The sequence below is a fragment of the Pseudoalteromonas sp. J2K-J599 genome (assembly GCF_059295115.2).
Genome location: NZ_CM200272.1, coordinates 628,736 through 655,551 on the forward strand (window position 1 = coordinate 628,736; position 26,816 = coordinate 655,551).

The window sequence follows — 26,816 nt, forward strand, 5'->3', positions numbered from 1 at the left end:
AGCTTGCTCATTTGTGAGCAAGCTCACACAGGTTTAAAGGAAATAATAAATTAATGCATGTATTAATGGTTGCAGCAGAAAATGACGCGTTACCAGGCGCAAAAGTAGGCGGTGTGGCAGATGTAGTACGCGATGCACCTAAGGCTCTTGCAAAGCAAGGTATAACGGTTGATGTTGTTATTCCTGATTACGGGTTTGAGCCGCTTGAGCGTATTTATATAGGTGAAGTAACCGTTGCATTTAATGCTCAACCCCATGTATTAACCATTTTTAAAGTACAACAAGCCGAAAATAATGTAAGCCAAATTGTTATTAGCCACCCGTTATTTAGTGAATCAGGCAGTGTATATTGTAATGATGCACCGGGGAGGCCTTTTGCAACTGATGCGACTAAATTTGCTCTATTTAACGCAGCCGTCTGCGAAGCGTTATTACAAGGTGTATTAAAACGCCCTACAGCGCTGCATTTACATGATTGGCACAGTGCCTGCGTTGCAGTTTTACTTAAGTTTGAGCCACGTTATAGCTCACTTAATACCTTACCTATTGCCTTCACAGTGCATAATATTGCACTGCAAGGGATAAGGCCTTTCAAACATGATGATTCAAGCTTAGAGGCGTGGTTTCCATCACTTAGTTATAATGGCCAGCAGTTATGCGACCCGCGTTACCCTCATTGTTTTAATCCTATGCGCAGTGCAATAAATCTATGCGATAAAATACATGTTGTATCGCCAACTTACAGCCAAGAGGTTCTTGAACCTAGCAATTACGAACATGGTTTTTTTGGTGGCGAAGGGCTTGAGCAAGATCTGCAAAATGCAGCAAGCCGAGGCAAGCTTGTTGGTATTTTAAATGGCTGCGAATATCCAAGCAATGCACTTGAAGGAGCAACTCTCGCTGATTTTTATAGCCAAGCAGAGAGTACTTTGTTTGGTTGGATGGCCAATTACGAGCAGTTACAAAGTGGCTACTATATTGCCCACCAACGATTACAGCAATTTAAAGCAACGGTTAATAATGGTCCATTAGTTACAAGCGTTGGCCGACTTACCGAACAAAAAGTGTTGTTATTGTGCCAGCAGGTTAATGGGGTTTTAGCTATTGATAAAGTGTGTCAATTAATTAATGAACATAATGGCAGACTTATTATTCTCGGCTCGGGTGACAAAGAGCTCGAAAGCATATTTACCAAAGCAATGGCGCGTAATTCCAATCTTTTATTTTTAAAGGGGTATGGGCAAGGTGTTGGCGATTTAATGTATCAATTAGGTGACTTATTTTTAATGCCAAGCTCGTTTGAACCGTGTGGTATTAGCCAAATGCTAGCAATGCGAGCGGGGCAACCGTGTTTAGTACACAGTGTTGGCGGATTAAAAGATACTGTTAAACACCACGAAAATGGTTTTAGCTTTAATGGAGACACGTTGGCAACGCAAACGCGTAATTTAATTAGCTGTTTAAACGAAACCCTCTTAATTAAAAAGCAAAATCCTAAAAGATGGCATAAAATTAAGCACAGCGCAGAGCAAATGCGTTTTTCGTGGCCACAAGTGGCAACTGATTATATAACAACCTTATACCGGTAAATCGTTTCTGTACTTTAAAGTTTAGTGACAAATCTACCTGCTTAGGGTTTAATTACTTAGTATTATATAAAAGCTAAGAAGTAGGTAATGTGTCTGTATTTGTTGCAAGGCAAGCAATATTCAATCGAAGTAAAAAAGTAGTAGCCTATGAGCTACTTTTTCGTGATAGTCCAAAAAATTATTTTCCAGATATTGCAGAAGGCCAAGCAACAGCAAGGCTTATTATGGAAAATCAATTAAATTTAGGTACACGCCATATTACATCAGGCAAAAAAGCGCTTATTAATATAGGACCAGAATCACTAAAACTCGATTTATGTGCTTTCTTACCATGCCAAGACGTTGTGATTGAGTTGCTCGAAACCATAGAACCTACCGACGATAACTATGAGCTATGCCGAGGTTTATTTCATAGTAACTACAAACTCGCGCTCGATGATTTTGTATATAAACCACAATGGGATCGTTTTTTAAAGCTTGTGAAGCTCATTAAATTTGATATTGCAATTACACCTCTTAGCGAAATACAGCCCATAGTTACTAAGTTACAAGCGCATAAACAAATAAAAATACTAGCCGAAAAAATAGAAACACAAGAAGACTATGAGCTTGCCTTTGATATGGGGTTTGATTATTTTCAAGGCTATTTTTTTGCAAAGCCTACCATGATCAAGCAAAACGACATTGATTATAATTATGGTTTAGTCGTCGCTATTTACGCCGAAATAATGAAGCAAAGCCCTGACATTAAAACCATCGCAAGCCTGTTTGAGCTAGATGCTGCACTCGCATATAAGTTACTAAGATTAATAAACAGCGGTGTGTTTCCTATACAAAGCCAAATATCGTCATTAAAGCAAGCGCTTGTGTATTTAGGACACGAACGCCTGAAAAAGTTTGTGAGCCTTATTGTTACTGCTCATACAGCGGGTAAAAAGCCAGCAGAGCTAATGCAAGTATGTGTTGTACGTGCTCGCTTTTGTGAGCTTGTGGCAAAAAAGGTTAATAAAAGTCAGTCAGGCGAAGCATTTTTAACAGGGTTATTTTCACTGCTAGATGCAATCCTTGATCAACCAATGAGCTTGCTTGTTGAAAAGCTACCTTTCCCTGATGAAATAAAAACGGCATTATTAGGGGACAAAAACACACTTTATTATATTTTAAACGTTGTTAAAGCATATGAAACAGGAAGCTGGTGGGCACTTGAACAAGCTGTACTTTTGCTAAATATCGACAGTGCTATACTACCTCCACTTTACCAACAGTCAGTCGATTGGGCTGACAGTTATAAGAATAATATTTAACGGATAATAGCTTTAATGCGCAATTATAATATGGACTTTATTCGCGGCGTTGCCGTGCTTGGCCTTGTTTACATGAATGCTTACGCCTTCGGCATTTTTGAATACGGGTATACCTCCTTAACTACTCCTCCTGTTAGCGACTCAATTATTCACACCCTTAGCAGCGTGTTTGTAGACGGGCGTTTTAGAACGCTGTTTAGTTTGCTTTTTGGTGCAGGGCTTTATATTCAGTGGCAACGTTACAAGTCTGAAGTGCAGATAAAAAGCAGGCTCTATTGGTTAATTCTCTTTGGTTTAGCGCATGGTTTTTTACTCTGGGCCGGTGATATTTTATTTGTTTACGGTGTATCTGGCTGGTTTGTTATTAAATATTTAGAAAGTGATAGCAACGTACTTTTAAAAAGAGGGCTTGCATTTACCTTGTTGTCGGCTGTGGTTACCTTACTTGTTATATCTAGCGTACCCGATGAAGTGATTTACCGCGATACAGCACAGTTTATTGAATTATATAACCCACACTATATTGATTACTTTATTAGTAACCTTGCTATGAACACGTTAATGCTTGTTATGGTGCCAATAATGACAATGTGGATGTGCGTGGGCCTTATGCTCATTGGCATTTATTTATATAAACAAGACGTTTTTAGTAAAGGCTTAACGACTCAGCAATTAATAGTTTGCGGTGCAATGACCCTTGTTTTTTGTGGAATCAGGCTTTATGCATCACAGCTTAATGGCAGCTTAGGATATGGGGTGCAAGAATTTGTAAATATGTTTGCGGCTCTAGGTATGGCTACGCTGTATATTCATTTAATTGTTAAATTTTGCAATAACAGCGCACACGTCGGCACGCTTATTCAACAAGCGGGGCGCTTAGCATTTACTTTATATATTAGCCAAACACTCATACAGCTGTTGTTATATAAAGTGCTATTTACGCACTGGGTGCTCAATTTTGATCGTATTGACTACTGGTTAGTTGCAACGGCATTAGTTGCACTGCAGCTTATATTTACCTTTATATACAGCCGCTATTTTAACCAAGGCCCGCTTGAATTTGTATGGCGTAAATTAACGAAAGCAAAAATTAATGCTTAAACACCTATAAATTTTAAATTAGGGGCGAAAAAATAGTGTGGGTGGTTTACACTACTCGCCTTAAAAATTACTACGCTATAAGTGCCATGACCGAATTAAAACGTTTAAATAAATTTATTAGTGAAACAGGATTTTGTTCACGCCGCGAAGCCGATAAATATATTGAGCAAGGTCGTGTCAGCGTTAATGGCTACTCGCCTGAAATGGGCGTAAAAGTTGCTGCTACCGATGTTGTATTGGTTGATGGCAAGCCACTTAAAGCCACACCAAAGCGCGTTTATATCGCTTACAATAAACCCGTTGGTATTACGTGTACTACCGAAAGTAAAATTCAAAGTAATATTATTCGCGCGGTAAATTATCCTACGCGTATATTTCCAATAGGGCGTTTAGATAGACCGTCTGAAGGGCTTATATTTTTAACTAACGAAGGCGACATCGTTAATAAAATTTTGCGTGCGGGTAATAACCACGAAAAAGAATATGTTGTTACGGTTGATAAACCGCTTAATCGTCAGTTTGTTACAAAAATGGCCAATGGTGTGCCTATTTTAGATACTGTTACTAAAAAGTGTAAAGTGACACAAACTGCCCCTAAAGAATTTAAAATAGTACTTACACAAGGTTTAAACCGTCAAATACGCCGTATGTGTGAATATTTAGGTTACGAAGTGGTGACGTTAAAGCGTACGCGCATAATGAACGTAACACTAAAAGGTTTAAAGGTAGGGCAGTGGCGTCATTTGTCTGATACTGAAATGGCGCAAATCAACGACTCGATTTCTGACTCAGGTAAAACTCAAGAACATTCGCTTGATGCTAATAAACAATCAGAAAATAATACGCCGTCAGCTCCTAAAAAGCGTGATTTTCAGGGTGAAAATCCTCGCCGTTTTAATAAAGGCGAACAAAGTGGCGAGCGAAATTCAAGTCGCAACTCTGATCGCAGTAATGCTAATGGCGAGCGCAAAAATGAGCGCAGTAAAGCACCTTATCAAAAGCGTTCTACCACGTATGTTGGTAAGCCAAAAAGTATTAAAGAGAATAAGTCGTCACAGTCAAAACCTAGCTCGGGGCGTACCCTTAGCTTAAAAAAATAATCTGCACCTAGGTTTTCTACTACCACTGTATTTCTTGTACTATATTACCAAGTGGGCTTGTAATGCCCACTAAATTTATATTGTTATTTTGCAAAGTCACCAATTTATTCTTATCTAAATACCATCTAAAAGTGTATTTTCTGTAGTTCTGTAAACTAAGCACAGTTAGTGTTGTACAACTGTACTCATAATCAGTTGGGCAACTACCTACCTCAAGTAATTGATGCTCTTGCTGCCATATATTATTGCTGTGTTTATTGGCCCATAATTTCACAGAAATACAAACTGACGTCCATAACCATAAGTAAATTAAAATGGGCAAAAACAGTGGTATAAATGCGCTGCGGAACTTCCCATGCTCAGCAATATAATTTTTAACTGTATGTTTAAATTCAAAGTTATTATTGTATTTTTTATATAGGTGCCTTAATAAAACAACCGACAACACTAGCGCCGTTATTGGAAATAACGTAAATGTTAAGGTGTTATATATACTGTTGGGGATAAAAGCGGGGTCGGCTTGTTCATCCCATGCAAGTAAAACCAGCGGAGGTGCTGTTACTAAAAGTAATAGGGCGCTGTTGAAGAGTTGCTTAAAGGTCAAAGGGTATTCACTTATAAAATGTTGCTTGTATAAAGCCCAAATTAGCGCTTAATGTTTCGCTATTAAATGCTAAAGCCAATATAAAATAAGAGTATACCTAAATAAACTGCAATCGCCGATAACGAGTTTTTAGAGCGCAGGCGCTTAACAAGGTCGCGTGTGCCATCGAACATACCGGAAATAACCAGTAGTATGCCCCCTGTAAAACGGTAGTTGTTTAAGTTCACGTTACCATTATCGTCAGTTATAAAGCGTAAATAACCAAAAAGTATAAAAACGCTGCCCGCTATTAGTATCGCGGTTTTAAAATTTTCCAAGGCTTTTCCATAATATTGAGTTAGATACTAAAACGGCACTAAGTTGAGTCATAATAATTTTACTATATTTCGAATTTAAATTTTGCCTAAATCCATTAATTGGCCTCATTATGTCGCTATATTAGGCGTATATGCGCTAAAGCCTGATTTATATTGTGCATTATCAAGTACACTTAGTTATATGAAGGTTAAGCTGTTAAGATGCGCCGTCTTAATAATGTAGAAAGGTTATAGAAGTAACATGTCAAAATTTTTCTTTATGGGTAAGCCCGATATAATGGGTAAAAATAACAGTAATGGATTTGCACCAAAACGTACTGCCAAGCCAGGCACAGAGTCACACCCGCTCACGTTAATTGTAAACTCAGTTGCACGACAATCAGAAATAGAAGCAATACTAGAAGAGCATTCGCTGTTTGCTTCAATTGAAGTTAAAGCTGAAGTACCAGAAGATATTCGCGAACTAGACTTTGCACTTAGCAAGTCAACACCACAAGTATTTGATAAAGTACCAGAGCGTAACGCACCTTGTGTATGTGGTAGCGGCAAAAAATATAAGAAGTGTTGCGGTTAGTTTCTTAACAACTAAATATGTAGCCTTTCTTTTTTCATCGGTATTAAATAAAAATGCCACTGACCTTGAGCCAGTGGCATTTTTTAATGTTAACCAATTATATGCTTAACTACTTACGCGGTTCGTAATCAATTCTAAATATAACCGTGTAAAGTACTGGCACTACAATTAGAGTCAAAATTGTAGCAAAGCCTAAACCAAACATAATTGTTACCGCCATTGACTGGAAGAACACGTCGAATAACAGCGGGATCATACCCAAAATAGTAGTTATAGCTGCCATAGCAACTGGGCGTACACGGCTCACACCAGAGTCAAATACGGCTTCATAAGGCGATTTACCTTCCCTTAATTCGAGATTTATTTGATCAACCAATACAATACCGTTTTTAATAAGCATACCGCTTAAGCTCAATAAACCAAGTAATCCCATAAAACTAAACGGCGCATTCATAGCTAACAAGCCCGCGCTTACACCGATAATAGCTAACGGAACCGTTGCCCAAATAACCAGTGGTTGCTTAAGCGAGTTAAAAAGTAATACGGTTACTGCAAACATCGCTAAGTAACCCAGCGGTAATGAGCCAAATATTGCTTTTTGAGCTTTGCTTGAAGATTCAAACTCGCCGCCCCATTCCAGTTCGTAACCGCGCGGTAATTCCATGTTTTCTATTGGTCCGCGAATACGTGCAAATAGTTTAGCAGGGGTTTCATCTCCTAATACATCGTGATCGGCCATAATCGTAATTGTACGTTTGCGATCGCGGCGCATTATTAGGCTATCTTCCCACTGTACAATAAACTCGTCTACCACTTGGGTTACTGGTACAAATACACCCAATACAGGGCTGTATATTTGAAGGTCGTGTACGCTTTCCACGTTTAAGCGCTCGTTAGCAGGTGAACGGGCAATAATAGGCAGCAATTGTGTACCATCGCGATATACGCCCACTTGTTTACCCGATAAACTTGTTAGTAATACATTGTCTAAGTCAGATTTACTAATACCTAAGCGGCGTGACTTTTGCTCGTTAAACTGTGGGCGAATCATTTTAGTACGTGCACGCCAGTCATCACGAATATTGTATGCGCCATCATCATTACCAATAAGCTCTTCAGCTTTAGCAGCCAATTGTCTTAAAATAACAGGATCAGGGCCTGAAAAACGCGCTTCTATTTTTGCATCAGTAGAGGGGCCAATTTCCATTGGCTTAATTTTAAGCTGCGCAGAGAGCGCATGATTATTTGAGTAATCACGTACAGTTTGCATTACAGTTGCTACGGCTTCTCTGTCGGCCACACGAATAATTAATTGCCCGTACGCGGGATATGACTTTTCTGGTGCGTAGGTAAGCATAAAGCGTGGCGCGCCTTGGCCTGTTGTACTTGTTACTTCTTCAACAAGGTCTTCTTTTTGCAAAAATTCTTCAAGCTTTTTAACGCCCTCTAGGGTTGAGCGAATATCAGCTCCTTGCTCTTGCCAGTAATCAACATAAAACATAGGTGTATTAGAAGCAGGAAAAAACGACTGTTTAACAGAGCCAAAACCAACAACCGCAGTACACAGTAAAACAACCATTAATATAAGCGTGGTTTTTCTAAAGTGCAGCGCTAAATCTAAAACCGCTTTATAACCATTAAAAATAAAACCTTTATACGGGTCTTCATCTTCTTGGCCTTCTTCGTTTTTAAATTCGTTTTCTTTGAACATTAAATTGGCAAAAAATGGCGTTAGCGTAATGGCTGTTATCCAGCTTAATAAAAGCGAAATAAACAACACCCAAAACAAGCTACCGGCAAATTCACCACTGGCATCAGAGCTTAAACCAATTGGCGCAAATGCAGTCACTGCAATGACTGTTGCACCTAGTAAGGGCCATTTTGTTTGCTCAACAATATTAACCGCCGCTTTGAGTTTTGTTTGCCCACGTTTAAGGTTGATTAGTATCCCTTCGGTTACAACTATTGCGTTATCAACCAGCATACCAAGCGCAATAATAAGTGCTCCAAGTGATATACGCTGTAAATCGATAGCAAACAACTTCATAAATATAAACGTACCCAATACAGTAAGCAGTAAAATACCACCAATTAAAACACCGCTTTTTAAACCCATAAATAACAGCAGTACTACAATAACAATCGCAATAGCTTCAAGTAAGCTGATAATAAAACCATCAACCGATTTTTGAACCTCTTGTGGTTGGTTGTATACCGAATTTATGTCAATACCATGAGGGCGTTGATACTCAAGTGAAGCTAAGTGATCGTCAATGTGTTTACCCACATCTACCACGTTAACTCCCGACATAAACGACACGCCAATAAGCAAAGCTTGCTGAGAGTTATAACGAATAACATTGTTAGGTACTTCTGCGTACTCTCTGTAAACCTTTGCTACGTCGCCTAAATAAATAAGCTCACTTGCACCAGGTTTTGAAATTAATAGCGTTTCGAGCTCTTTTACATCTTTAAACTCGCCAGTAGGGTGCAATCGAATTGACTCATCGCCCACGCGAATTTTACCCGCGTTAGATACCGTATTTTGCGATTGCAGTAACTGAAATATATGACTTGGTGCAATACCTAGTTGAGCCAATTTACGCGTTGATACTTCAACCATTACTTGCGGTTGTTGCTCACCTGCAACCGTTACTTTACTTACACCTTTAACCAAGACTAGCTCGCGCTTTAAAAAGTCGACGTAGTCTTTAAGTTCGTCATATGAGTAGCCATCACCGGTTACCGAATACATAACACCGTAAACATCGGCAAAGTCATCTAAAATAGTGCTAGGGTAAACGCCGCTGGGAAGCGAAGGGGAGAGGTCGTTAATTTTTCGACGCATTTCATCCCAAATTTGGCGAAGTTGCTCTTTTCGGTAGGTACTTTTCATCTCTACCGAAATTTGTGATTTACCGTTAGATGAAATAGACGTAACGTAATCAACATAAGGTAATTGCTGAATCGCGTTTTCCAGAGGAAAAGTTACTTCTTCTTCTACTTGTTGCGGCGACGCGCCAGGGTACATGGTAATAACCATGGCTTTTTTAAGCGTAAACTCAGGGTCTTCTAATTGCCCTAAATCAAAATACGACACGGTACCGCCAATTAATAGCAGCAGCGTAAACATCCAACTGATTACTTTTTTCTCAATGGAGAGTTGTGCAAAGCTCATAATTATAAGCCTCGCTCTTTATTCCATGCTCTTACTTTCATGCCTTCTTTTAGTGAGTGCACACCGGCAGAAACAACAATTTGGCCTTCTTTAATACCACTTAACACCTCAATACCATCGCGGTGTAGCTGGCCAATTTTTACTGCTTGTTTATGTACTTGGCTAGTTTCTGAATCAAAAAGCCACACGTAGGCATTATCTTTAATAGATTCTTGAGGTTCAGAAAACACTGACTCAATTGGCAGTATTGTGTAAGACACTTGCGAGCGAGTTACTTTACTTAAATCAATAAATACACTGCCCGTCATACCCGCTAGTAAATTAAAGTCCTCAGGTACTGGTAGCGAAAACACAACTTTATAGGTAAGCGTTGCAGGGTCTGCTTGGGTATCCCACTCTTTAATATCAAGTGTGTATTCTTTATTGTCAAAGCCATCGAATTTTACAGTAGGGTGGTAATCAGTGCCTTTTTGAAAACGAGCGACAATTTTTTCAGGAACCTGAATTTCTACATCCATTAAATCGCGTGTTTCTAAACGCAATATATTTTGTTTGGCTTGAATGTTTTCAAAGTTTTTAACAAATACTTTTGCAACTGTGCCTGAAAATGGCGCGCGTAGCTCGCTGTACTCAAGGTTTGTTTGTGCAATTTTAAATGCAGATTCAGCAATTTGCATATTAGCAGTGGCTTGATCTAATTCTGATTGGCTGGTGATTTTTTTCTCAAACAATTGCTCAATGCGGCCAAGTTGTGATTTTGCCAATTCAAAGCGCGCTTTGCGCTCGTCAAACTGCAACTGAAAATCTTCAGGGTCCAGTTTTGCTAATAAATCACCTTTTTCAACGTGTTCACCAGCAAGCACAGGAAACTTAATAAGTTCGCCGTTTACCCTAAAAGCAAGGTAAGAGCCTTGGTTTGCAACAACCTCAGCAGGAAAGCTGCGAATGTTAGTTTGAGAATCATGACCTATGTTGAATAATTTAACAGGGCGAATGGGCTCTTCTTTAACTTGTTGTTCTGGCTCAGAACAGGCTATTAAGCTTAGTAAAGTCGTAGTTAAAAAACATAGACGAAAGAGTTTCATGTCTTCTCCGTTGCAATGATGGCAAAATAATTAAGTGCAGCATACGCTGCAAACATATAAAATAAAAATCATTAAATTTTAGAAACTCAATAAGTTTTACTTATAATGTTGCAGAGTGCTATATGAAGCTGAATCAATTAATAATTTTAGATGCCATAGTGCAAAGCGCAAGCTTAAGCGGGGCAGCACTAAAGCTACATAAAACGCAGCCCGCGCTTACACTCGCTATTAAAAACTTAGAAGAAAAAATAGGGTTTGAGTTACTAGACAGAAGTAAATACCGATTACAGCTTACTGAAAAAGGGCGTATTTTTCACCGCGAGGCGCAGCAACTTTTGCATGCCAACGACGAGCTAGCACAGCTTGCTAAAGAATTGGCACTCGGTAATGAACCCCAATTTAGAATTTGTTACGAACAACTTTGCCATACGCAGAGTTACAACGAGATCATAAGTAATACTTTTAGGTTGTTTACCAGCACCGAATTTAGCTTAACAAGCGGGAAGCGCTTTATTTCGTTAGAGCAAGTAAATAGTGGGCAAGCCGAATTAGGTATTGGCCCGTGGTTTGATTTATTTCATGCGACAGGCGATTTAGAAAGCGTACCCATAGGCAGGCTCGATATTGGTATTGTCAGCGCTAAAGGCGTACTTCCTCAAAAGCTAACCTATAGCGAACTACAAACGTATCCGTGTTTAGCTATGTTTGAAAGTGACTTGAGTATCGACAGCGACAGACTATCGTACTCAAAAGGCTCCGCCATGATGAAAATTGATGATGTATCGACCTTAAAATCGTTTTTACTTTCAGGTGCAGGTTGGGCAATGATGAGCCTAGAACACTGCGCTCCTGAAATAAAAGCAGGCTTACTTCAAGAAATACACATAACTGACCGAGAGCATAAATTTAGCGCACAAATTAGAGCCTTTAGACAACATGCAGTGCACCACGGCCCTGTAGCGCGTACTATTTGGGAGCAATTTAAAGTACTTAGTGAGGCGTATTTAAATGAACGCTGATATTGATAAAGAAACACTTATTTATACTGTTATCGCAGGCATACCAATAGGTAAAGTGGCAAGCTACGGGCAAGTTGCAGCTCTTGCGGGCTACCCGCAAAACTCACGGTTGGTTGGGCGCTTATTAAAAATGATGCCAAACGACTCGGTTATACCTTGGCACAGGGTCGTGAATAGCCAAGGTAAAATATCATTCCCTGAAGGTAGCGAAAAATACCAAGAACAACGCGAAAAGCTATTATCAGAAGGCGTATTGTTTAAAAATGACAAAGTAAATATGCGTGAGTGTCGGTGGGAGTGATATGACTATTATGGGCAGGTAAGTGCCATAGCTGACTTTCAAGGCGTGAATTGATACTCTGTTGGGTGGCGCCTTCGGCTTAACCAACCTACCTTTTGACGTAGGTCGGATAAGTGGCGAAGCCACGCCATCTGACACAGTAAAATACCTTGCCAATTATTATCAATATTTTATGTTGTCGTCTGGCTGGAGAGTGCCATTTCCGGACGTTCGTAACGCTTGCTTAAGCGGACTAAAATGGTGAGTTAAATTTGTAGCGAAGCGAAACCTAACCCACGGTTTTAGTTCTGTTTAAATCTCTTGTTAGTTGCTTTGTTCACTGCCACATGTAAGACAAGTATTGCTAGTATGTAATTTGTAAGAATCAGTTGGATAGATCACATTTGCAGGGCACGATTGCTCTTGGCAAGATTCTCTTTCAATCTCGGCATACCCATGGCACAACCAACAATGGACTTCGGTAGAATCAGATTCATTTGGCTCTAAACATGCGTATTTAGCATCAAGCACACTTCCCGATTCTATTGCGTTTTCTTGACAATGAGGACATAAGTAGCGTCGCCCCTCTAACGGCATACCAATAAGTTTCTTAAATTTTCTCTGAGATAAATAATCTTCAAAAAATTTATAATACTGAAGAAGTTGCATGTTTTCTTCATCTTCATTAAATAGACCGTATAAGGGTTCTGTTAGCATAACCTCCCTAAATTCTGATATCCAAGTTGGTGTCCATATATCGGTTAAATACTCCGCGATAACTTCAACGATATAGTTTGGTTTAATAAGCTCCCTGTGCAAACCATGTGTGAACTTATTCCTGCTCACTCTTAACTCTTCTAACATCGTTAAAGCTGAACCGGATAGGCTTTTAACATCAATTTTTTTATACTTTGAGACAAGGTCATCTAGGCCCAACAGGTATAAAGTCTCAAAGTCGTACGATTCTGGAGAATCTATTTTATCTCTTGATTCATCTGTTAAAAGTTCGAGAGGGTCTTGTGTACTAACTTCATATTTGAAGAAGTTTTCAATACTAAGGAAAAGCATTATTAAAGAGTTACCAAGTACTCCTTGCCTACTATCCCACTCTTCATCTAAATCACCAAAGCTCGAAACTAAAGCAGCGGGAGAGATCGCTAGTTCGGTTTTAAATATATGATCAATCGCTTGAGCTAAATATTGAATACTCAAATTTTTGAACTCATTCGGTTCAGGTAAATTAGTAATCATTTAACCTCCATTTTATGGTGAGCTATCCATGGCAACTAAACAGTTTGTTATACCCCGAGTCAAAGTGAGCTTTTATATTCTGGTAAATTTTTAAGGACTTGATATGTATGATAATACTGAATTTTCATTCCATACTTACAACCAAGCTCTTTTCGTAGGCTTTCTGCTCTTACTGGGAAATCATTCGCTATGAATGCAGCCACGTTTTGTTTTGATGAAGGATAATTACTTATGCTTTCAACAGCATTTTCAATTTGTTTTAACCCAATAGAACCAGATTTAACTTGTACTAAAACCAGCTCCTCATCAGATTCAGCGACTACGTCAATTTTCATATGATCAAGCTCTGAATCACCACGCTTAGCTCTATACCCTAGAGACTCGAAGAACTCTACTGAAATATGCTCTGTCAACTTACCTTGAATATTTCTTTTTTTACCCACTGCTGATTTAACTAACTTAGAAATGTCTTCAAGGTCTCTTTTTTTAACTGGTTCATATGCGCGCTCTTCTTCTGTAATGGAATCAGAATACATTCCAATTTCTTTTCCCTGATATACAGAAAAGATAAAGTCAGCTCGTGGGACAGGATCAACTAACTCATCTTCTATTTGAGCAAAAATTTCTTGCTGTTCTTCATTTGAAAACTCTTTCGCAAATATCAACGTCCCATATACACAATCGCTGAAGTGGATATCTAGGCTGCCTACATTCTGATAGTCTTGGAAAAGAGCATAACTCTCACTGTTTGATGTCCTGACAGTTCTTGTAAATTTAATACTCATAATCTCACTTATTACGCTTAGGGGTATAACAACTTTATCAGAGGACACTTTTCCTTTTTTAGCGCGAAAACGTCCTTATTTTATGCGCATATATTAATAGCAAATAGTGAAAACTATTGGTAGCTATAAATATTATGCTTACTGTAGCTTATTTAAAATGTAGAAAAGGGGAAGCTTCCTCTTATTCTTACTAAATCAATGGCGGCTCACCTGAATGACTATATCTCGCTCAAACCAGACCATATTAATTGGCTATACCAGCTTAATAAACATAATTACTAATTGAAATATAATGGCAAACACACCCAGCAATAACAAATAAGTGCCAAATTGCGTGGCTAAATTGGGTGCTTTTAGCACTGTAAAAAAAAGTGCCTAAACTATAAAAAATACCGCCGGCAAGTAGCCAGTAAAGTGCTTTTACATCAACACTTGAATAAAGCGGATAAACAATAGCCAGTGCAAACCAACCCATGAGTAAGTAGGTGGCGAGTGATATTTTTTTATTGCCGTTTTTTACAAATACTTTGTACGCAACGCCCGCCAGTGCAACAGTCCAAATAAATGTAAGTGTTGCCCATGACCAAGCACCGGTTAATGAGATTAATAAAAAGGGAGTGTAGGTGCCGGCAATTAATAAGTATATGGCGCAGTGATCGCACTTTTTATAAAAGGCTCTTAAGCGCGGTTGAATACTGGCGTGGTACAAAGTGGACGACAAAAACAGCACAAATAGGCTGCTGCCATAAATTGCAGTACTAACATACGCGTTAGTGCTGGTGGCTTGGCTAAATAAATCACACATAACAAATGCGGCAAATACTATACCAAGTGCATGACTAATTACGTTTAGTTGTTCTTCTTTTTTAGAATAGGGCGCTTCTAACGACATGACAGATCCTACCACTATTTGAATGAATTTTAGTGTACAAGTGTACGCTGAGTTTTTCAATGTTATAATTTTTATATGAACACAATAATTTATTATTTTTCATAAAGTTGAAACATCAATTTAACCAATGCGTAATTAATAAGACGTAAAAAAGTCGCAATAGTTCGTTAGATTACCGGTAATTCCTAAAAACAATTAACCGGACGAACAGTGAAAAACATGAAAAATAAATTAACAATACGGCCTTTTTTTAAACTTACTAAATTGTCTGTTGCGATGATTTGCGTTACATCAACAAATAGTTTTGCAGATCAAACCATAAATAAAGAACTTGATGAAATAGTGGTTGTTGCTCAAAAGCGTGCGCAATCAATCCAAGATGTGCCTGTAACAATAAGTGCCTACGATGGCGACTTTTTAGAGAGCTTAGGTATTGGCGAACTCGACACTTTATCTGAAATAACACCAGGGCTTGTTATTCAAGAGCAAAGCCCTAACAACCCGGGCTTTGTAATTCGTGGTATTACGTCTGATAGCGGGTCGTCTCAATCATCCCCTCGTGTGTCTATTTATTATAACGGAGCAGATGTATCACGCTCTCGTGGCTCATACTTTGAGCTTTTTGATGTAGAAGGGATTGAAGTTGTTAAAGGACCACAAGCAACACTGTTTGGAACAGCAGCTTCTGTAGGTGCTATTAGTGTAGCAACACGTAAACCAGAAAAAGATTTTTCGGCGCAATTAAAAGCATCCGTTGGTAATTACTCGGCCAAAGGTGTTAGTGGTTTTGTAACGGGTGGTAATGATTTAATGCAAGGCCGTGTTGCTTTTACTTATCGTGAACGTGATGGGTTTATAAAAAATATTGCAGGAGATAGTAACTCCCAAAACCCGGCTGGGTTTAAGCAAGATGATATGCATGCTATTGAGCGTTTTTCTTATCGTCCGTCTTTACGTATTACACCTAGTGACGATGTAACGATTGATTTGGTGTATACGTATGAAAAAAATGATGACTCGGGTACATCTTTTAAAAATGGGCTTTATGCACCAACCGGTGGTGATACAAGCCCATATAGCTTTGTTGAAATGCCAGGTAGTCCGTATGCAGAGTCTGTGTTTGGAAAAAAAGACTTAGGTGTGGAGCGCACAGTTAACGATTTAAATTTGACTGTAAATTGGGATGTAAGTAACGATTTAACAATCACTTCAATTACTGCAGGACGTAATTTTGACTCTTTAGAAGTGTTTGATGCTGATGGTACGCAAGCATGGTTTTTAGAATTTGCAGAAGCTGCTGAGGGCGACCAATTTAGCCAAGAATTACGCGCTGTTTATACGCAGAATAAGTTTACTAGTATTTTTGGTGTGAGTTACTTTGAAGAAGATGGTAGCCAGCGTGTTCCATTTAGTACAGAGGAGTCTATATTTTTAAATTGCTTGGGCGTATTGGGTTCAGGTGTTCCTTGTATTAATAATGATGGTAGCGTTAATATTTTAACACCAGCATTAACAGGTGGTGCAATAAGCGAGTTGCCATATTCACTAGAGTTTACAAACTATGGTGAAAACAAAGCGTATTCAGCGTTTGCTGATGTAACTTATGCTGCAACTGAGGCACTGGAGTTAACAGCGGGTCTTCGTTATATAAAAGAAGAAAAGCGCAGTGGTTATAGCTCTACTGCACCCAATAGTGTTTTAACACAAGCGCCATTGTTTACGGTTGATACAAATGGTGAAACATTTTATGACGATGCTGATTATGATGATTGGCTGCCACGTTTTAATGCGCTTTATATAATAAACCCTACTACAAATATGTATACGACTATTTCAAAAGGACGTCGTTCGGAAGTACTTGAAGTAAGTTCGGCTAACGACGAACAAGGAAGTGTTGAAGCCTCTTTATCAGAAGTTCCAGCGGAAATTATTTGGAACTACGAAACCGGTATTAAAGGTAAAGCACTTGACGGGCGTTTAGATTACTCTGTCGCTGTATTTTATCAAGATTACTCTAACTTTCAGGTTACGTTACAGGATGATGAAGGCGTTGCGTTTTCTGCTGATGCGGGCTCTGCCACTAATGTTGGCGCAGAGGCTGAAGTAAGGGCGTTAATTAATAATGAGTTTGAGGTATTTGCCAATGCGGCTTACCTTGATGCTGAAATAGATGATGATAGTAATAACGGTAACCTCGCAGGCAATAAATTTAGATTACAACCAGAGTGGACGTTTAGTACGGGGCTGTTTTATTCAACAGAATTGTCGAACTCACTTAATTTAACGAGCTCTTTAATATATAGCTACCGCTCTGAAGTGTATTTTGAGCCAGCAAATGCGCCAATATCAGGCTTAGATATTAGCCAACCTGGCCTTGGATTAGTCAGTGCGCGCTTAGGAATTGCGAGTGGTGATGATTGGGACGTTAGTGTATTTGCCAGTAATTTATTAGATAAAGAGTACTTAGTTGATGCAGGTAATACTGGAGGGGGATTTGGCAATCCAACATTTGTTGCAGGGGCACCTCGTTTTGTTGGTATTGAGTTAACTCTCGGGTTTGGCGGACAATAATACATTTAACTACTTGATATTTTAATTGAGCCACTGCAAAGTGGCTTTTTTATGTGATCACGTTAAAGTGAATTTATATTAGGTAAAAATGAAACAAGATCTAAAAGCTGCTTTACTTACCGCCATTGTTTATCCTGGAGCGGGGCATTTTTCTTTAAAAAAACACCTTATAGGCGCTATTTTTGCGGGTGTATTCTCTGTTCTTTTAATTTTAACCTTTCAAGATATATTTGCGATTGCACAGTGTACTGCAAATGAAATTGTAAACGGAAAAATCCCCATGTCGGTTACGGCCATATTAAAAGCCGCGCAACAACCTTCTGACGCTTGCGCCCAACTCGCTGAATATAAGTACGTACCTTTAATGATTATAATTTGGGTGCTGAGCATGATGGATGCATACCGTTTGGGCAGAAAAGCGCTGCCCACTAAAAAATAAGCCACTTAATCAGAACTCGGTTTGGTTGGCTTATTAATATTTTACCCCGATATTTAGCTATTATTGATGGCGGTAATAATTATTATTACCGCCTTTTCCATTTTTATACATATTTTTTGTAACCGAGGTTTTTGCCTGCACCATGTAAACATAGTGTAAACACCTGTATATACAGAGTAAAATCCTCAAACCTCGTTAAATTGCTCACTTGTTTGTACTTAGTTAATTAAAACCCTTCTTCTTGTGCCTTTTTATTTATTTAATGTTAATTAATAAATGATGCTTTCTGCTCGCCAAATTAACTTTGTTTAACTATTAAGTATTGGTTTGGTGTCAATTTATTACATCAAGCAATGACGACTGCTAATTTCAATTTAAGGAAATACGATGAATAACAGTTCAAATAATCACAAAAGAAAGGATTTTAAAGTGGCGAGCTTATCGTTAGCTTTATTATTAGGATGCTCAACTATGGCCAATGCCGCTGTTGAGAAGTTAACGGTGAGTGGGAATCAAATTCTTGTAGGTGGAGAAAACACAAGCTTGCAGGACCTAGCCTATTTTGGAGTAACACCGGTTGGGGCGCTGAAAAATTTTATACAGCACAAACAGTAGCAAAGGCAAAAACTGAATTTAATGCAACATTAATTCGTGCAGCTATTGGTCATGGTACGAGTACTGGTGGTAGTTTGAACTTTGATTGGCAGGGCAATATGAGCCGTCTTGATACTGTTGTAAACGCAGCTATTAGCGAAGATATGTACGTTATTATTGATTTTCATAGCCATGAAGCACATACCGATCAAGCAACTGCAGTTCGCTTTTTTGAAGAGGTAGCTACTAAATATGGGCAGTACGACAATGTTATTTATGAAATTTATAACGAGCCGTTATAAATCTCGTGGGTTAACGATATTAAGCCTTACGCAGAAACAGTTATTGATAAAATTAGAGCAATCGACCCTGATAACTTAATTGTGGTTGGTACGCCTACGTGGTCGCAAGATGTTGATGTGGCATCACAAAATCCAATTGATCGCGCCAATATTGCTTATACCCTGCATTTTTATGCTGGCACGCATGGTCAATCGTATCGAAATAAAGCACAAACAGCACTCGATAACGGCATTACACTATTTGCTACAGAGTGGGGAACAGTTAATGCTGATGGCAATGGTGGTGTTAATATTAATGAAACTGATGCATGGATGGCATTTTTTAAAACAAACAATATTAGCCACGCTAACTGGGCTTTAAACGATAAAAACGAAGGTGCTTCGTTATTTACTCTAGGCGGTAGTTGGAATTCATTAACCGCTTCAGGCACTAAAGTTAAAGAGATCATTCAAGGTTGGGGTGGTAGTAGCAATGTTGATTTAGATAGCGACGGGGATGGCGTAAGTAACAGCCTTGATCAGTGCGATAATACTCCCGCAGGTACAACGGTTGACAGTATTGGCTGTGCGGTAACTGACAGCGATGGCGATGGTATTAGCGATAGTGTTGATCAATGCCCTAATACACCTGTAGGTGAAACTGTTAATAATGTAGGTTGCGTTGTTGAAGTAGTTGATCCTCAAAGCGATGTGGATAACGATGGAGTGAATGATGATATTGATCAGTGCCCATATACACCCGCTGGTACAAGTGTTGATACAAACGGATGCAGTGTTGTAAGTTCAACAGATTGTAATGGTATTAATACATATCCTAATTGGTTGAAAAAAGATTATTCGGCCGGTCCGTTTACTCACAATAACACCGACGATAAAATGCAATATCAAGGTAATGCATACAGCGCAAATTGGTATACAAACAGCGTTCCCGGAAGTGATGCTTCGTGGACGCTTATCTATAGCTGTAGTTAAGCGCGTTAAATAAAATATGCGAAGAAGATAAATAATACATTCACCTTCTTTTTAAAAGTATTAGCCTTTATAAACACTTTGGTGTTGATCAGTGATGTTGTAGCTTGGGGAATTTATGTTATCTATATAGCGCCAATTGCTAGTAATTTGCTCTTTAGTAATAGTCAGTAACATATAACCACGGTGTGATAAGTCACAATAGTTTAAATCGTTTATTAACAATGAAAGCGAGTCAGCCATTTGCTTTGCTTGTGCCGTATTAAGCGCTAAATAATGCTCCATACCCGGGGATGTAACACCAGGCGTTGCAAATTCTACTCCTACGTTTTCGCCTTTTGCATTTTTTAATGTGCCATGCCACGCATTGTGCGTATCACCTGCAATCACGACTAACTTTTTATTTAATGCGGTAACGCTTTTGTATAATGCTTCGCGCTCGCTTGGGTAACCATCCCACGCATCTAAATTGTAAGGCATTAAAGTATTTACGCGTGCAAGTTGCGCGGGTGTTACCGCTTTATTAGCTAACACGGCTTTTTTAATGGTAACAAGCTCTTTTAACACCTGAGGTATTTTAGTGCGATCGGATTGCGAGAATATTTCAGTAGGTAGCCACATTTTAGTCATCAATACTTGCTGGCCCAATACTTGCCATTTTGCATTTGATTTAGTTATTGCACTGGTGAGCCAGTTTAGTTGTGTGTTACCTAGTAACTGCCTATTTGGATTATTTAAATCACTGGCAAAGCGCGCAACATCCATTTGTTTGGTCTCTAGGTTTTTATAGTCGCTGTAAGCGAGTTGTTTATCGCGTGCTATTACGCGCGTATCTAGCATGTGCAAGCTTATTAAATTACCAAAATCGAAGGTGCGGTATATTTGCGGGCTTTGTTCACCCATAGGCGGTCTAATTGGCAGCCATTCGTAATAGGCTTGAATAGCTGCTGCACGGCGCTTAAAAAAGTCACCTTCATCAGGGGTATGATTTTCAGCACCACTTTTATAGGTATCGTTGGTAACTTCGTGGTCATCCCATATTGCGATAAATGGCGCTGCAGCGTGAAGTGCTTGTAAGCCTTGGTCTGTTCTGTAAATAGCATAGCGCTTACGATAGTCGCCAAGGGTAATAATTTCACCGCTGTTATCGGCTGCTAATTGGCGGCCAATGTTTTCAGCATTTTCGGTAGCGTATCCGCCCATTGGGTATTCGTAAATGTAATCACCCAAATGCAGTACTACATCTAAATCTTTTTGTTTAGCGGCATCGGTGTAGGCATTAAAGTACCCAGCAGGGTAGTTTGAGCACGACACAACAGCCATTTTTATTTGTTCAACATTGTTTATTGGTAGTGTTTTAGCCCGGCCAATTGGGCTTTGTGTATTTAAACCCACAAATCGATAAAAGTACTCTGTGTTTGGAGCAAGTTCTTGCACATCTATTTTTATTGTAAAGTCTCTGCTTTTATCTGTTTGTTCGCGCCCGCTGCGGATGATGTTTTTAAATTGAGAGTCACTTGCCAGTTCCCAAGCAACAGTAACTTCAAAATTTGATTGAGAAGTAGTTGCACGTGTCCAAATTATTAAAGCATTACTGAGCGGATCGCCACTGGCTACACCGTGTTTAAATTCAATAGCCGATAGTGGTTTGTTTGTTAATGTTTGAGCACAACCTGTAATGGCACTCGATACTGCGACGGTAAATATGCTTGCTGCTGAGGTTTTTAAGAAATTTCGACGTGATGAAAGGGTCATACTGCACTTTTTGAATTATTTATAGTGGTGTGCACTTTAGCGGGTAGATATGACGTTTTTATAAACGCTAAATGTATTTAGTGTGACGGTATTAATACATTTAAACCCTTTTATTTATTAACTAAAAAGTAGTCAAAAAATTAAATTAAATGGTTAAATTAACAAGGCATGAATTTTTTAAATTAAAGTGTTGCATGTAAAGCTGTTTAATTACAGTTTCTTACGATTTATTTTTATGTTGGCACAACCCTTGAGTATGTAACTACGTCTAAACAATACACAAACAAGGAATACCATTATGAAACATTCAATTAAAATCGCTATGGCAAGTTTATTAGTATTAGGTTCTGCCCAAGTACATGCAACAGAAGTGGACCTAGATGTAACTGATATATTAACTCAAAGTGTAGCAAGCTACGTAAAGCAAACCACAATCGAGCTTGAAAAATCACTAAAGGAAACGCTTTATTTTGATGCTAAAACTGTTTTAGAGGGTTTATTAGATGAGCCCGCTTTAACAGATAGCTCAGCGCTTAAAAATACTGACACTAGTATTAAAAACGCAAAATAAATTATTTAAAGGATTAAAACGATGAGCAGTGAACTTGGATTATTTGCATTAATGTTAGCACCCGTAGTCAGTATGATTAGCGCTTATTACTCGGTTCAAGTGTTTAAAGCTATGGGAGGTTGGTTTAATCTTTAGCCAATTATATAGCTGGTAATTAATTCGATTCATACAAAGCTGATCGACTTAGCAAAAGCGCACGTAAATAAAGGCAGAGTGTTTGAAAGAAGTAGACTTTATGAAACGTGCGATTTTTCCATTACCCATTTTTATGTTACCAGAAGGCTATACGCGATTACGCATATTTGAGCCTCGCTATTTAAATATGGTTAAAACCGCATTAAAAAACAATACAGGGTTTGTGCTTTGTACATTTGAGCACGACACGCCATTTAATATAAGCGCGCAAGGTTGCCTTGTTGATATTATTGATTTTGACCAAGACGACAACGATGTATTATTAATCGATGTGTTTGCTTCTCAAAGCGTTCAAATAAATGATGTTTATCAAGACGAGGACGAACTGCGACATGGTTTGGTGTCTTCTTGTAATACGCCATATTGGTATAAGGATTCTAACAACTCAGTTGGCGAACATGACTTATTGCATGATGCGCTTTTAAACGTGTTTAAAAGTAACCCGGAACTTAATTTACTGTACAAAAAAACTCACTTCGACAAACTGCCTTGGATTGCAGCTCGTTGGCTTGAGCTCCTACCTATTTCTATTGAGAAAAAACAGCAACTTGCGTTTGAAACGAACTTTGATAACTTACTTAATTTCCTCCATACTGTGATTAATAACGAATTTGCCTAAATTTTATGATCCTAAATTAATTATTGCCCGTATTACTTAATACAAAAGCAATAACGGGATAAATTATTATGGTAAGTCAACAACAGTCACCACGTTGTGAACCTAATACAGGTAAGTACACTGCCATGCCAGAAACGCCGAGTAAAGAACTCATGCAAGCTCTTATAGATGTTGCACAGTCACGCGATAAAAAAGCATTTTCCTATTTATTTGAATACTTTGCGCCAAAAATTAAACGCTTTGGAATTAAGCAATTTGGTGTTGAAGCTCAAGCAATGGAGCTTGTGCAAGAGACGTTAACATCTGTTTGGCGTAAAGCACATTTGTATCACAGTGATAAAGGTGCGGCTACTACGTGGGTTTATACCGTTATGCGTAATGCTTCATTCGATATGCTTCGTAAAATGAAAAGTAATAAAGAAGAAAACATAAGCGAAGATATTTGGCCGTTATTAAACGAATCACAAGATACACATCACGAATACAGTGATCATTTAGAAGATAAACAAATTAAACGTTATTTAGACAAATTACCTATTGCTCAACGCGAAGTGGTAAGAGGCGTTTATTTTCAAGACATGTCGCAAGAGCAACTTGCACATCAACTTAATATTCCAGTAGGCACGGTAAAATCACGATTACGTTTGGCCTTGCAAAAATTACGTAATGAAATGGGAGATCAGCATGATTAAACATCACCCGAGTGAAACTTTACTGACACAGTATTGCGATGCATCACTTGCTACATCATTGAGTTTAGCCGTTTCTATACATGTAGATATGTGCCCTGTGTGCCAAGCTAAAGTAGCTAAAATTGAGGCAAGCAACGCAAACGCATTATTTAGCGAAGAGCCAGCGCAGTATGAGAAACCTCAAGCTGAGCAACCTGAGTTACTTGAAGAATTTGAATTGAATGTGCTTGATATGATCACGTCTGATGATTCTATCGACGAAGTTTATGAAGTAGAGCCTGTTTCTATTAAAGTTAATGAGCATAACTATCAGCTTCCACGTGCGCTAACGCGTATTTCTCACAGTAAATTTACCCAAGTGGGTAAGCTTGCTAGATCGCGTATTGCACTTGATGATGGCCCATTACGCTCTAGCTTGTTACATATTGATGCTGGTGGTGAAATACCAGAACACACACACACTGGCTTTGAAGTTACTTTACTCCTAGATGGCGAGTTTAGTGATGAAGATGGTAGTTACGTACCAGGTGACTTTATATGGCAAGATGGTAGCCACCAACATACTCCTTTAACAAAAGATGGTTGTTTGTGCTTTACAGTTGTCAGTAGTGCGCTACATTTTAATAAGGGCTTCAGCAAGTTACTAAATCCAATAGGTAATTTGATTTACTAAGAGAATTTATGCACATAGATATAATAAAAATAGGTATAAGCGCCTGCTTAGCAGGCGAAAAAGTTAGATTTGACACAGGTCATAAAAAGTCAAACTTCTGTATGGATGAGTTAGGTAAACACGTTGAATATACACGGTTTTGTCCGGAGGTAGCGGTAGGTTTACCAATACCTCGACCAACTATTCGCCAAGTTAAAGTGGGAGACACTATTAAAGTATGCCGCCCAGATGGTACTGGAGATGTAGGTCAACAACTTACCGAGTATGGTAAAAAAGTTGCAACAGAACAAGCTAAAGAGTTGAGCGGGTTTGTATTTTGCGCAAAAAGTCCAAGCTGTGGCATGGAACGCATTAAAATATACAACGAAGCAGGCACGGGTAATACCTCTGAAGGCGTTGGTTTTTTTGCTGAGCAAATAATGAAGCACAACCCATTATTGCCATGTGAAGAAAACGGTCGCTTAAATGACATGCATTTACGCGAAAACTTTGTAATGAGAATTTACGTATTTAAAAATTGGCAAAAGTTAGTACAAGAACCACTAACGGTTCACAAGCTTACTCAATTTCATTCTCAGTATAAGTACTTGTTGATGGCTCATAATTACCAAGCTTATCGAGATTTGGGTAATCTGCTTGGAACGTTCGTAGGTGACGATATAAATGCAGTTGCGGATGAATATATTTTAGGTTTGATGACGGGTCTGAAAAAGCCAGCTTCTCGAAGAAATAATTGCAACACCCTAATGCATTTACAAGGCTACTTTAAAAATGATTTATCGAAGGTTGAAAAACAAGAACTTCGTGATGCCATAGACGAATACCGCGAAGGATTGGTGCCATTGTATGTACCACTTACTTTGTTAAAACATCATTTGAAAGTTCATCCGAATGAGTACCTTGAAAAACAAGTGTTTTTTAACCCATACCCTCACGATTTAAAATTACGATTTGGTATTTAATGGATACATTATTTTGGTTTAGGCGCGATTTGCGCCTTTTTTCTAATGAAGCGTTAATTCAAGCGCTAAATAATGGCGCTAAACACGCCATTTTTTTTGTGTCTGAAAAGCAGTGGCAACAACACCAAGCTGCGCCTATTCAGATTGACTTACTCATGCGCCGAGTTGCTTATCTTCAATCACAACTTGCTGATTACGGTATTACTTTACATATTATTGAAGCGCCTAGCTTTAGTGATTGTACGCGCGAGCTTATTAACTTTTGTAAAGCAAACGATGTAAAACACGTAATTGCTAATACAGAATATGAGCTTAATGAAGCAAACCGCGATAAAGCAATTTTGCATGAATGCGATGAGCTTTCTATTACTTTTACTTTGTACGAAGGTGACTTAATTGCACCTGTTGGAACGGTCAAAAATCAAAGTAATGAAATGTATAAAGTGTTTACTCCATTTAAACGTGCATGGTTAAAGCAGTATCAAGATACACACTTTAGTTTGCCACAATGGCCTTTAACTTCTGAGCCAATAAAATTTGATGAAAGCGACTTACTAAAAAGTGATGGATGCTCAGATAAGTGGCCGGTTGACGACGAAACACTCTCTACCGTAGTTGATAACTTTATATGCGACAAACTTACAAGTTACGACGACCAGCGTGATATTCCCAGTGTAAAAGGCACATCGGGTTTAAGCCCGTATTTAGCACTAGGTATTGTAAGCACAAAGCAACTGCTTATTAATATTCAGCAGCGTTATCCTGATATTTTAACTACATCTAAAAGTAAAACGTTTACGTGGATTAACGAGCTTATTTGGCGCGAATTTTACAGGCATTTAATTGCTGAATTTCCGAAGCTTTCGCGCGGCGATAACTTTAACGAAAAGTATAACGCCGTAGTGTGGCGTAAAAGCGAAAATGAATTTACAGCATGGTGTGAAGGGCGTACAGGTTACCCGTTAGTGGATGCTGCAATGCTACAACTAAAGCAAACCGGTTGGATGCATAATCGTTTACGAATGGTTGTTGCAAGCTTTTTAACTAAACATTTATTAATAGACTGGCGTGAAGGTGAACGCTTTTTTATGCAGCACTTAATTGATGGCGATTTAGCCTCAAATAATGGTGGTTGGCAGTGGGCTGCAAGTACGGGCTGTGATGCTCAGCCTTATTTTAGAGTTTTTAATCCTATCAGACAAAGCGAGCGCTTTGATCCAACGGGCAAGTTTATCCGTAAGTATTTGCCAGAGCTTGAAAACGTGCCAGATAAACACATTCATTTTCCACACACTTATTTAGCCGCAACAGGCAAAGATAAGGAATGTTACTGGCCAGCAATAGTTGATCATAAAGCGGCACGAGAACGTGCACTTGCTGCATTTAAGGTGTGAT

At 38.7% G+C, this 26,816-nt stretch carries 23 protein-coding genes and 1 pseudogene; 16 read left to right on the plus strand and 8 right to left on the minus strand.

Annotation, left to right across the window (positions count from 1 at the left end; genetic code table 11):
* The first annotated feature begins 53 nt into the window (after nucleotides 1-53).
* The 4 genes from AC5NT5_RS19590 to rluF all read left to right on the plus strand — a co-directional run bounded on the left by AC5NT5_RS19590 (nucleotide 54) and on the right by rluF (nucleotide 5,094).
* Nucleotides 54-1,589: a glycogen synthase gene (locus AC5NT5_RS19590; protein WP_494513518.1), complete on the plus strand. Its 1,536-nt coding sequence runs from the start codon at nucleotides 54-56 to the stop codon at nucleotides 1,587-1,589.
* 89 nt (nucleotides 1,590-1,678) lie between these two features.
* A complete protein-coding gene (locus AC5NT5_RS19595) occupies nucleotides 1,679-2,893 on the plus strand; it encodes an EAL and HDOD domain-containing protein (RefSeq protein WP_149603661.1) in 1,215 nt (404 codons plus the stop codon).
* A gap of 15 nt (nucleotides 2,894-2,908) precedes the next feature.
* On the plus strand, nucleotides 2,909-3,994 hold the full coding sequence (locus tag AC5NT5_RS19600) for a DUF418 domain-containing protein (protein ID WP_494513519.1): 1,086 nt from the start codon (nucleotides 2,909-2,911) through the stop codon (nucleotides 3,992-3,994).
* An 86-nt stretch (nucleotides 3,995-4,080) separates the two neighbouring features.
* The gene (gene rluF / locus AC5NT5_RS19605) at nucleotides 4,081-5,094 is read left to right on the plus strand and encodes a 23S rRNA pseudouridine(2604) synthase RluF (RefSeq protein WP_182671212.1); all 1,014 of its coding nucleotides are present in this window, start codon (nucleotides 4,081-4,083) and stop codon (nucleotides 5,092-5,094) included.
* Between the two features lie 19 nt (nucleotides 5,095-5,113).
* Here rluF and AC5NT5_RS19610 read toward each other — a convergent pair whose 3' ends face one another.
* Both AC5NT5_RS19610 and AC5NT5_RS19615 read right to left on the minus strand, forming a co-directional pair.
* Nucleotides 5,114-5,698: a hypothetical protein gene (locus tag AC5NT5_RS19610; protein WP_494513520.1), complete on the minus strand. Its 585-nt coding sequence runs from the start codon at nucleotides 5,696-5,698 to the stop codon at nucleotides 5,114-5,116.
* A 62-nt stretch (nucleotides 5,699-5,760) separates the two neighbouring features.
* Nucleotides 5,761-6,015 (minus strand): MetJ regulator of methionine regulon, encoded by a 255-nt coding sequence (locus AC5NT5_RS19615; RefSeq protein WP_188162330.1) that lies wholly within the window; start codon nucleotides 6,013-6,015, stop codon nucleotides 5,761-5,763.
* Nucleotides 6,016-6,256: 241 nt separating this feature from the next.
* On the opposite strand from AC5NT5_RS19615, the gene AC5NT5_RS19620 reads away from it, so the two are divergent.
* A complete protein-coding gene (locus tag AC5NT5_RS19620; protein WP_188162331.1) occupies nucleotides 6,257-6,589 on the plus strand; it encodes a PBPRA1643 family SWIM/SEC-C metal-binding motif protein in 333 nt (110 codons plus the stop codon).
* A 109-nt stretch (nucleotides 6,590-6,698) separates the two neighbouring features.
* Here the strand turns inward: AC5NT5_RS19620 and AC5NT5_RS19625 are convergent, their stop codons facing one another.
* Both AC5NT5_RS19625 and AC5NT5_RS19630 read right to left on the minus strand, forming a co-directional pair.
* Nucleotides 6,699-9,767 (minus strand): efflux RND transporter permease subunit, encoded by a 3,069-nt coding sequence (locus AC5NT5_RS19625; RefSeq protein WP_494513521.1) that lies wholly within the window; start codon nucleotides 9,765-9,767, stop codon nucleotides 6,699-6,701.
* A gap of 2 nt (nucleotides 9,768-9,769) precedes the next feature.
* Nucleotides 9,770-10,852 (minus strand): efflux RND transporter periplasmic adaptor subunit, encoded by a 1,083-nt coding sequence (locus AC5NT5_RS19630; protein ID WP_149592959.1) that lies wholly within the window; start codon nucleotides 10,850-10,852, stop codon nucleotides 9,770-9,772.
* 122 nt (nucleotides 10,853-10,974) lie between these two features.
* Here AC5NT5_RS19630 and AC5NT5_RS19635 point away from each other — a divergent pair, with 122 nt between their 5' ends.
* Together AC5NT5_RS19635 and AC5NT5_RS19640 are read left to right on the plus strand one after the other, a co-directional pair.
* Nucleotides 10,975-11,871 (plus strand): LysR family transcriptional regulator, encoded by an 897-nt coding sequence (locus AC5NT5_RS19635; protein WP_002958590.1) that lies wholly within the window; start codon nucleotides 10,975-10,977, stop codon nucleotides 11,869-11,871.
* Nucleotides 11,861-12,172, plus strand: a complete 312-nt coding sequence (locus AC5NT5_RS19640) for an MGMT family protein (RefSeq protein WP_096794573.1) — start codon at nucleotides 11,861-11,863, stop codon at nucleotides 12,170-12,172. Before AC5NT5_RS19635 ends, AC5NT5_RS19640 begins: the two co-directional genes overlap by 11 nt.
* Before the next feature lie 303 nt (nucleotides 12,173-12,475).
* On the opposite strand, the gene AC5NT5_RS19645 is transcribed toward AC5NT5_RS19640, so the two are convergent.
* The 3 genes from AC5NT5_RS19645 to trhA all read right to left on the minus strand — a co-directional run bounded on the left by AC5NT5_RS19645 (nucleotide 12,476) and on the right by trhA (nucleotide 15,079).
* On the minus strand, nucleotides 12,476-13,402 hold the full coding sequence (locus AC5NT5_RS19645; protein WP_494513522.1) for a hypothetical protein: 927 nt from the start codon (nucleotides 13,400-13,402) through the stop codon (nucleotides 12,476-12,478).
* Nucleotides 13,403-13,461: 59 nt separating this feature from the next.
* The gene (locus tag AC5NT5_RS19650; RefSeq protein WP_494513523.1) at nucleotides 13,462-14,187 is read right to left on the minus strand and encodes a restriction endonuclease; all 726 of its coding nucleotides are present in this window, start codon (nucleotides 14,185-14,187) and stop codon (nucleotides 13,462-13,464) included.
* A 262-nt stretch (nucleotides 14,188-14,449) separates the two neighbouring features.
* Nucleotides 14,450-15,079: a PAQR family membrane homeostasis protein TrhA gene (gene trhA, locus AC5NT5_RS19655; RefSeq protein WP_494513524.1), complete on the minus strand. Its 630-nt coding sequence runs from the start codon at nucleotides 15,077-15,079 to the stop codon at nucleotides 14,450-14,452.
* A 219-nt stretch (nucleotides 15,080-15,298) separates the two neighbouring features.
* Here trhA and AC5NT5_RS19660 point away from each other — a divergent pair, with 219 nt between their 5' ends.
* From AC5NT5_RS19660 to AC5NT5_RS19670, 3 genes and pseudogenes are all read left to right on the plus strand, one after another.
* Nucleotides 15,299-17,650: a TonB-dependent receptor gene (locus AC5NT5_RS19660; protein ID WP_494513525.1), complete on the plus strand. Its 2,352-nt coding sequence runs from the start codon at nucleotides 15,299-15,301 to the stop codon at nucleotides 17,648-17,650.
* Nucleotides 17,651-17,738: 88 nt separating this feature from the next.
* Nucleotides 17,739-18,089: a hypothetical protein gene (locus AC5NT5_RS19665; protein WP_121955585.1), complete on the plus strand. Its 351-nt coding sequence runs from the start codon at nucleotides 17,739-17,741 to the stop codon at nucleotides 18,087-18,089.
* Between the two features lie 387 nt (nucleotides 18,090-18,476).
* Nucleotides 18,477-19,957 (plus strand): annotated as a pseudogene (locus AC5NT5_RS19670) (cellulase family glycosylhydrolase).
* A 60-nt stretch (nucleotides 19,958-20,017) separates the two neighbouring features.
* Here the strand turns inward: AC5NT5_RS19670 and AC5NT5_RS19675 are convergent.
* Nucleotides 20,018-21,709, minus strand: coding sequence for an alkaline phosphatase D family protein (locus AC5NT5_RS19675; protein WP_494513526.1), 1,692 nt, complete (start codon nucleotides 21,707-21,709; stop codon nucleotides 20,018-20,020).
* A gap of 298 nt (nucleotides 21,710-22,007) precedes the next feature.
* Here AC5NT5_RS19675 and AC5NT5_RS19680 point away from each other — a divergent pair, with 298 nt between their 5' ends.
* From AC5NT5_RS19680 to phrB, 6 genes are all read left to right on the plus strand, one after another.
* A complete protein-coding gene (locus AC5NT5_RS19680; protein WP_494513527.1) occupies nucleotides 22,008-22,280 on the plus strand; it encodes a hypothetical protein in 273 nt (90 codons plus the stop codon).
* A 235-nt stretch (nucleotides 22,281-22,515) separates the two neighbouring features.
* The gene (locus tag AC5NT5_RS19685) at nucleotides 22,516-23,094 is read left to right on the plus strand and encodes an LON peptidase substrate-binding domain-containing protein (RefSeq protein WP_024596915.1); all 579 of its coding nucleotides are present in this window, start codon (nucleotides 22,516-22,518) and stop codon (nucleotides 23,092-23,094) included.
* 68 nt (nucleotides 23,095-23,162) lie between these two features.
* Complete coding sequence (locus tag AC5NT5_RS19690; protein ID WP_002962457.1) at nucleotides 23,163-23,786, plus strand: sigma-70 family RNA polymerase sigma factor; 624 nt, start codon at nucleotides 23,163-23,165, stop codon at nucleotides 23,784-23,786.
* A complete protein-coding gene (locus tag AC5NT5_RS19695; protein ID WP_182671222.1) occupies nucleotides 23,779-24,459 on the plus strand; it encodes a ChrR family anti-sigma-E factor in 681 nt (226 codons plus the stop codon). Before AC5NT5_RS19690 ends, AC5NT5_RS19695 begins: the two co-directional genes overlap by 8 nt.
* A gap of 8 nt (nucleotides 24,460-24,467) precedes the next feature.
* Entirely contained in the window at nucleotides 24,468-25,421 is a 954-nt protein-coding gene (locus AC5NT5_RS19700; RefSeq protein ID WP_494513528.1) for a YbgA family protein, read from the plus strand.
* Entirely contained in the window at nucleotides 25,421-26,815 is a 1,395-nt protein-coding gene (gene phrB / locus AC5NT5_RS19705) for a deoxyribodipyrimidine photo-lyase (RefSeq protein ID WP_494513529.1), read from the plus strand. Before AC5NT5_RS19700 ends, phrB begins: the two co-directional genes overlap by 1 nt.
* Nucleotide 26,816 lies beyond the last annotated feature (1 nt).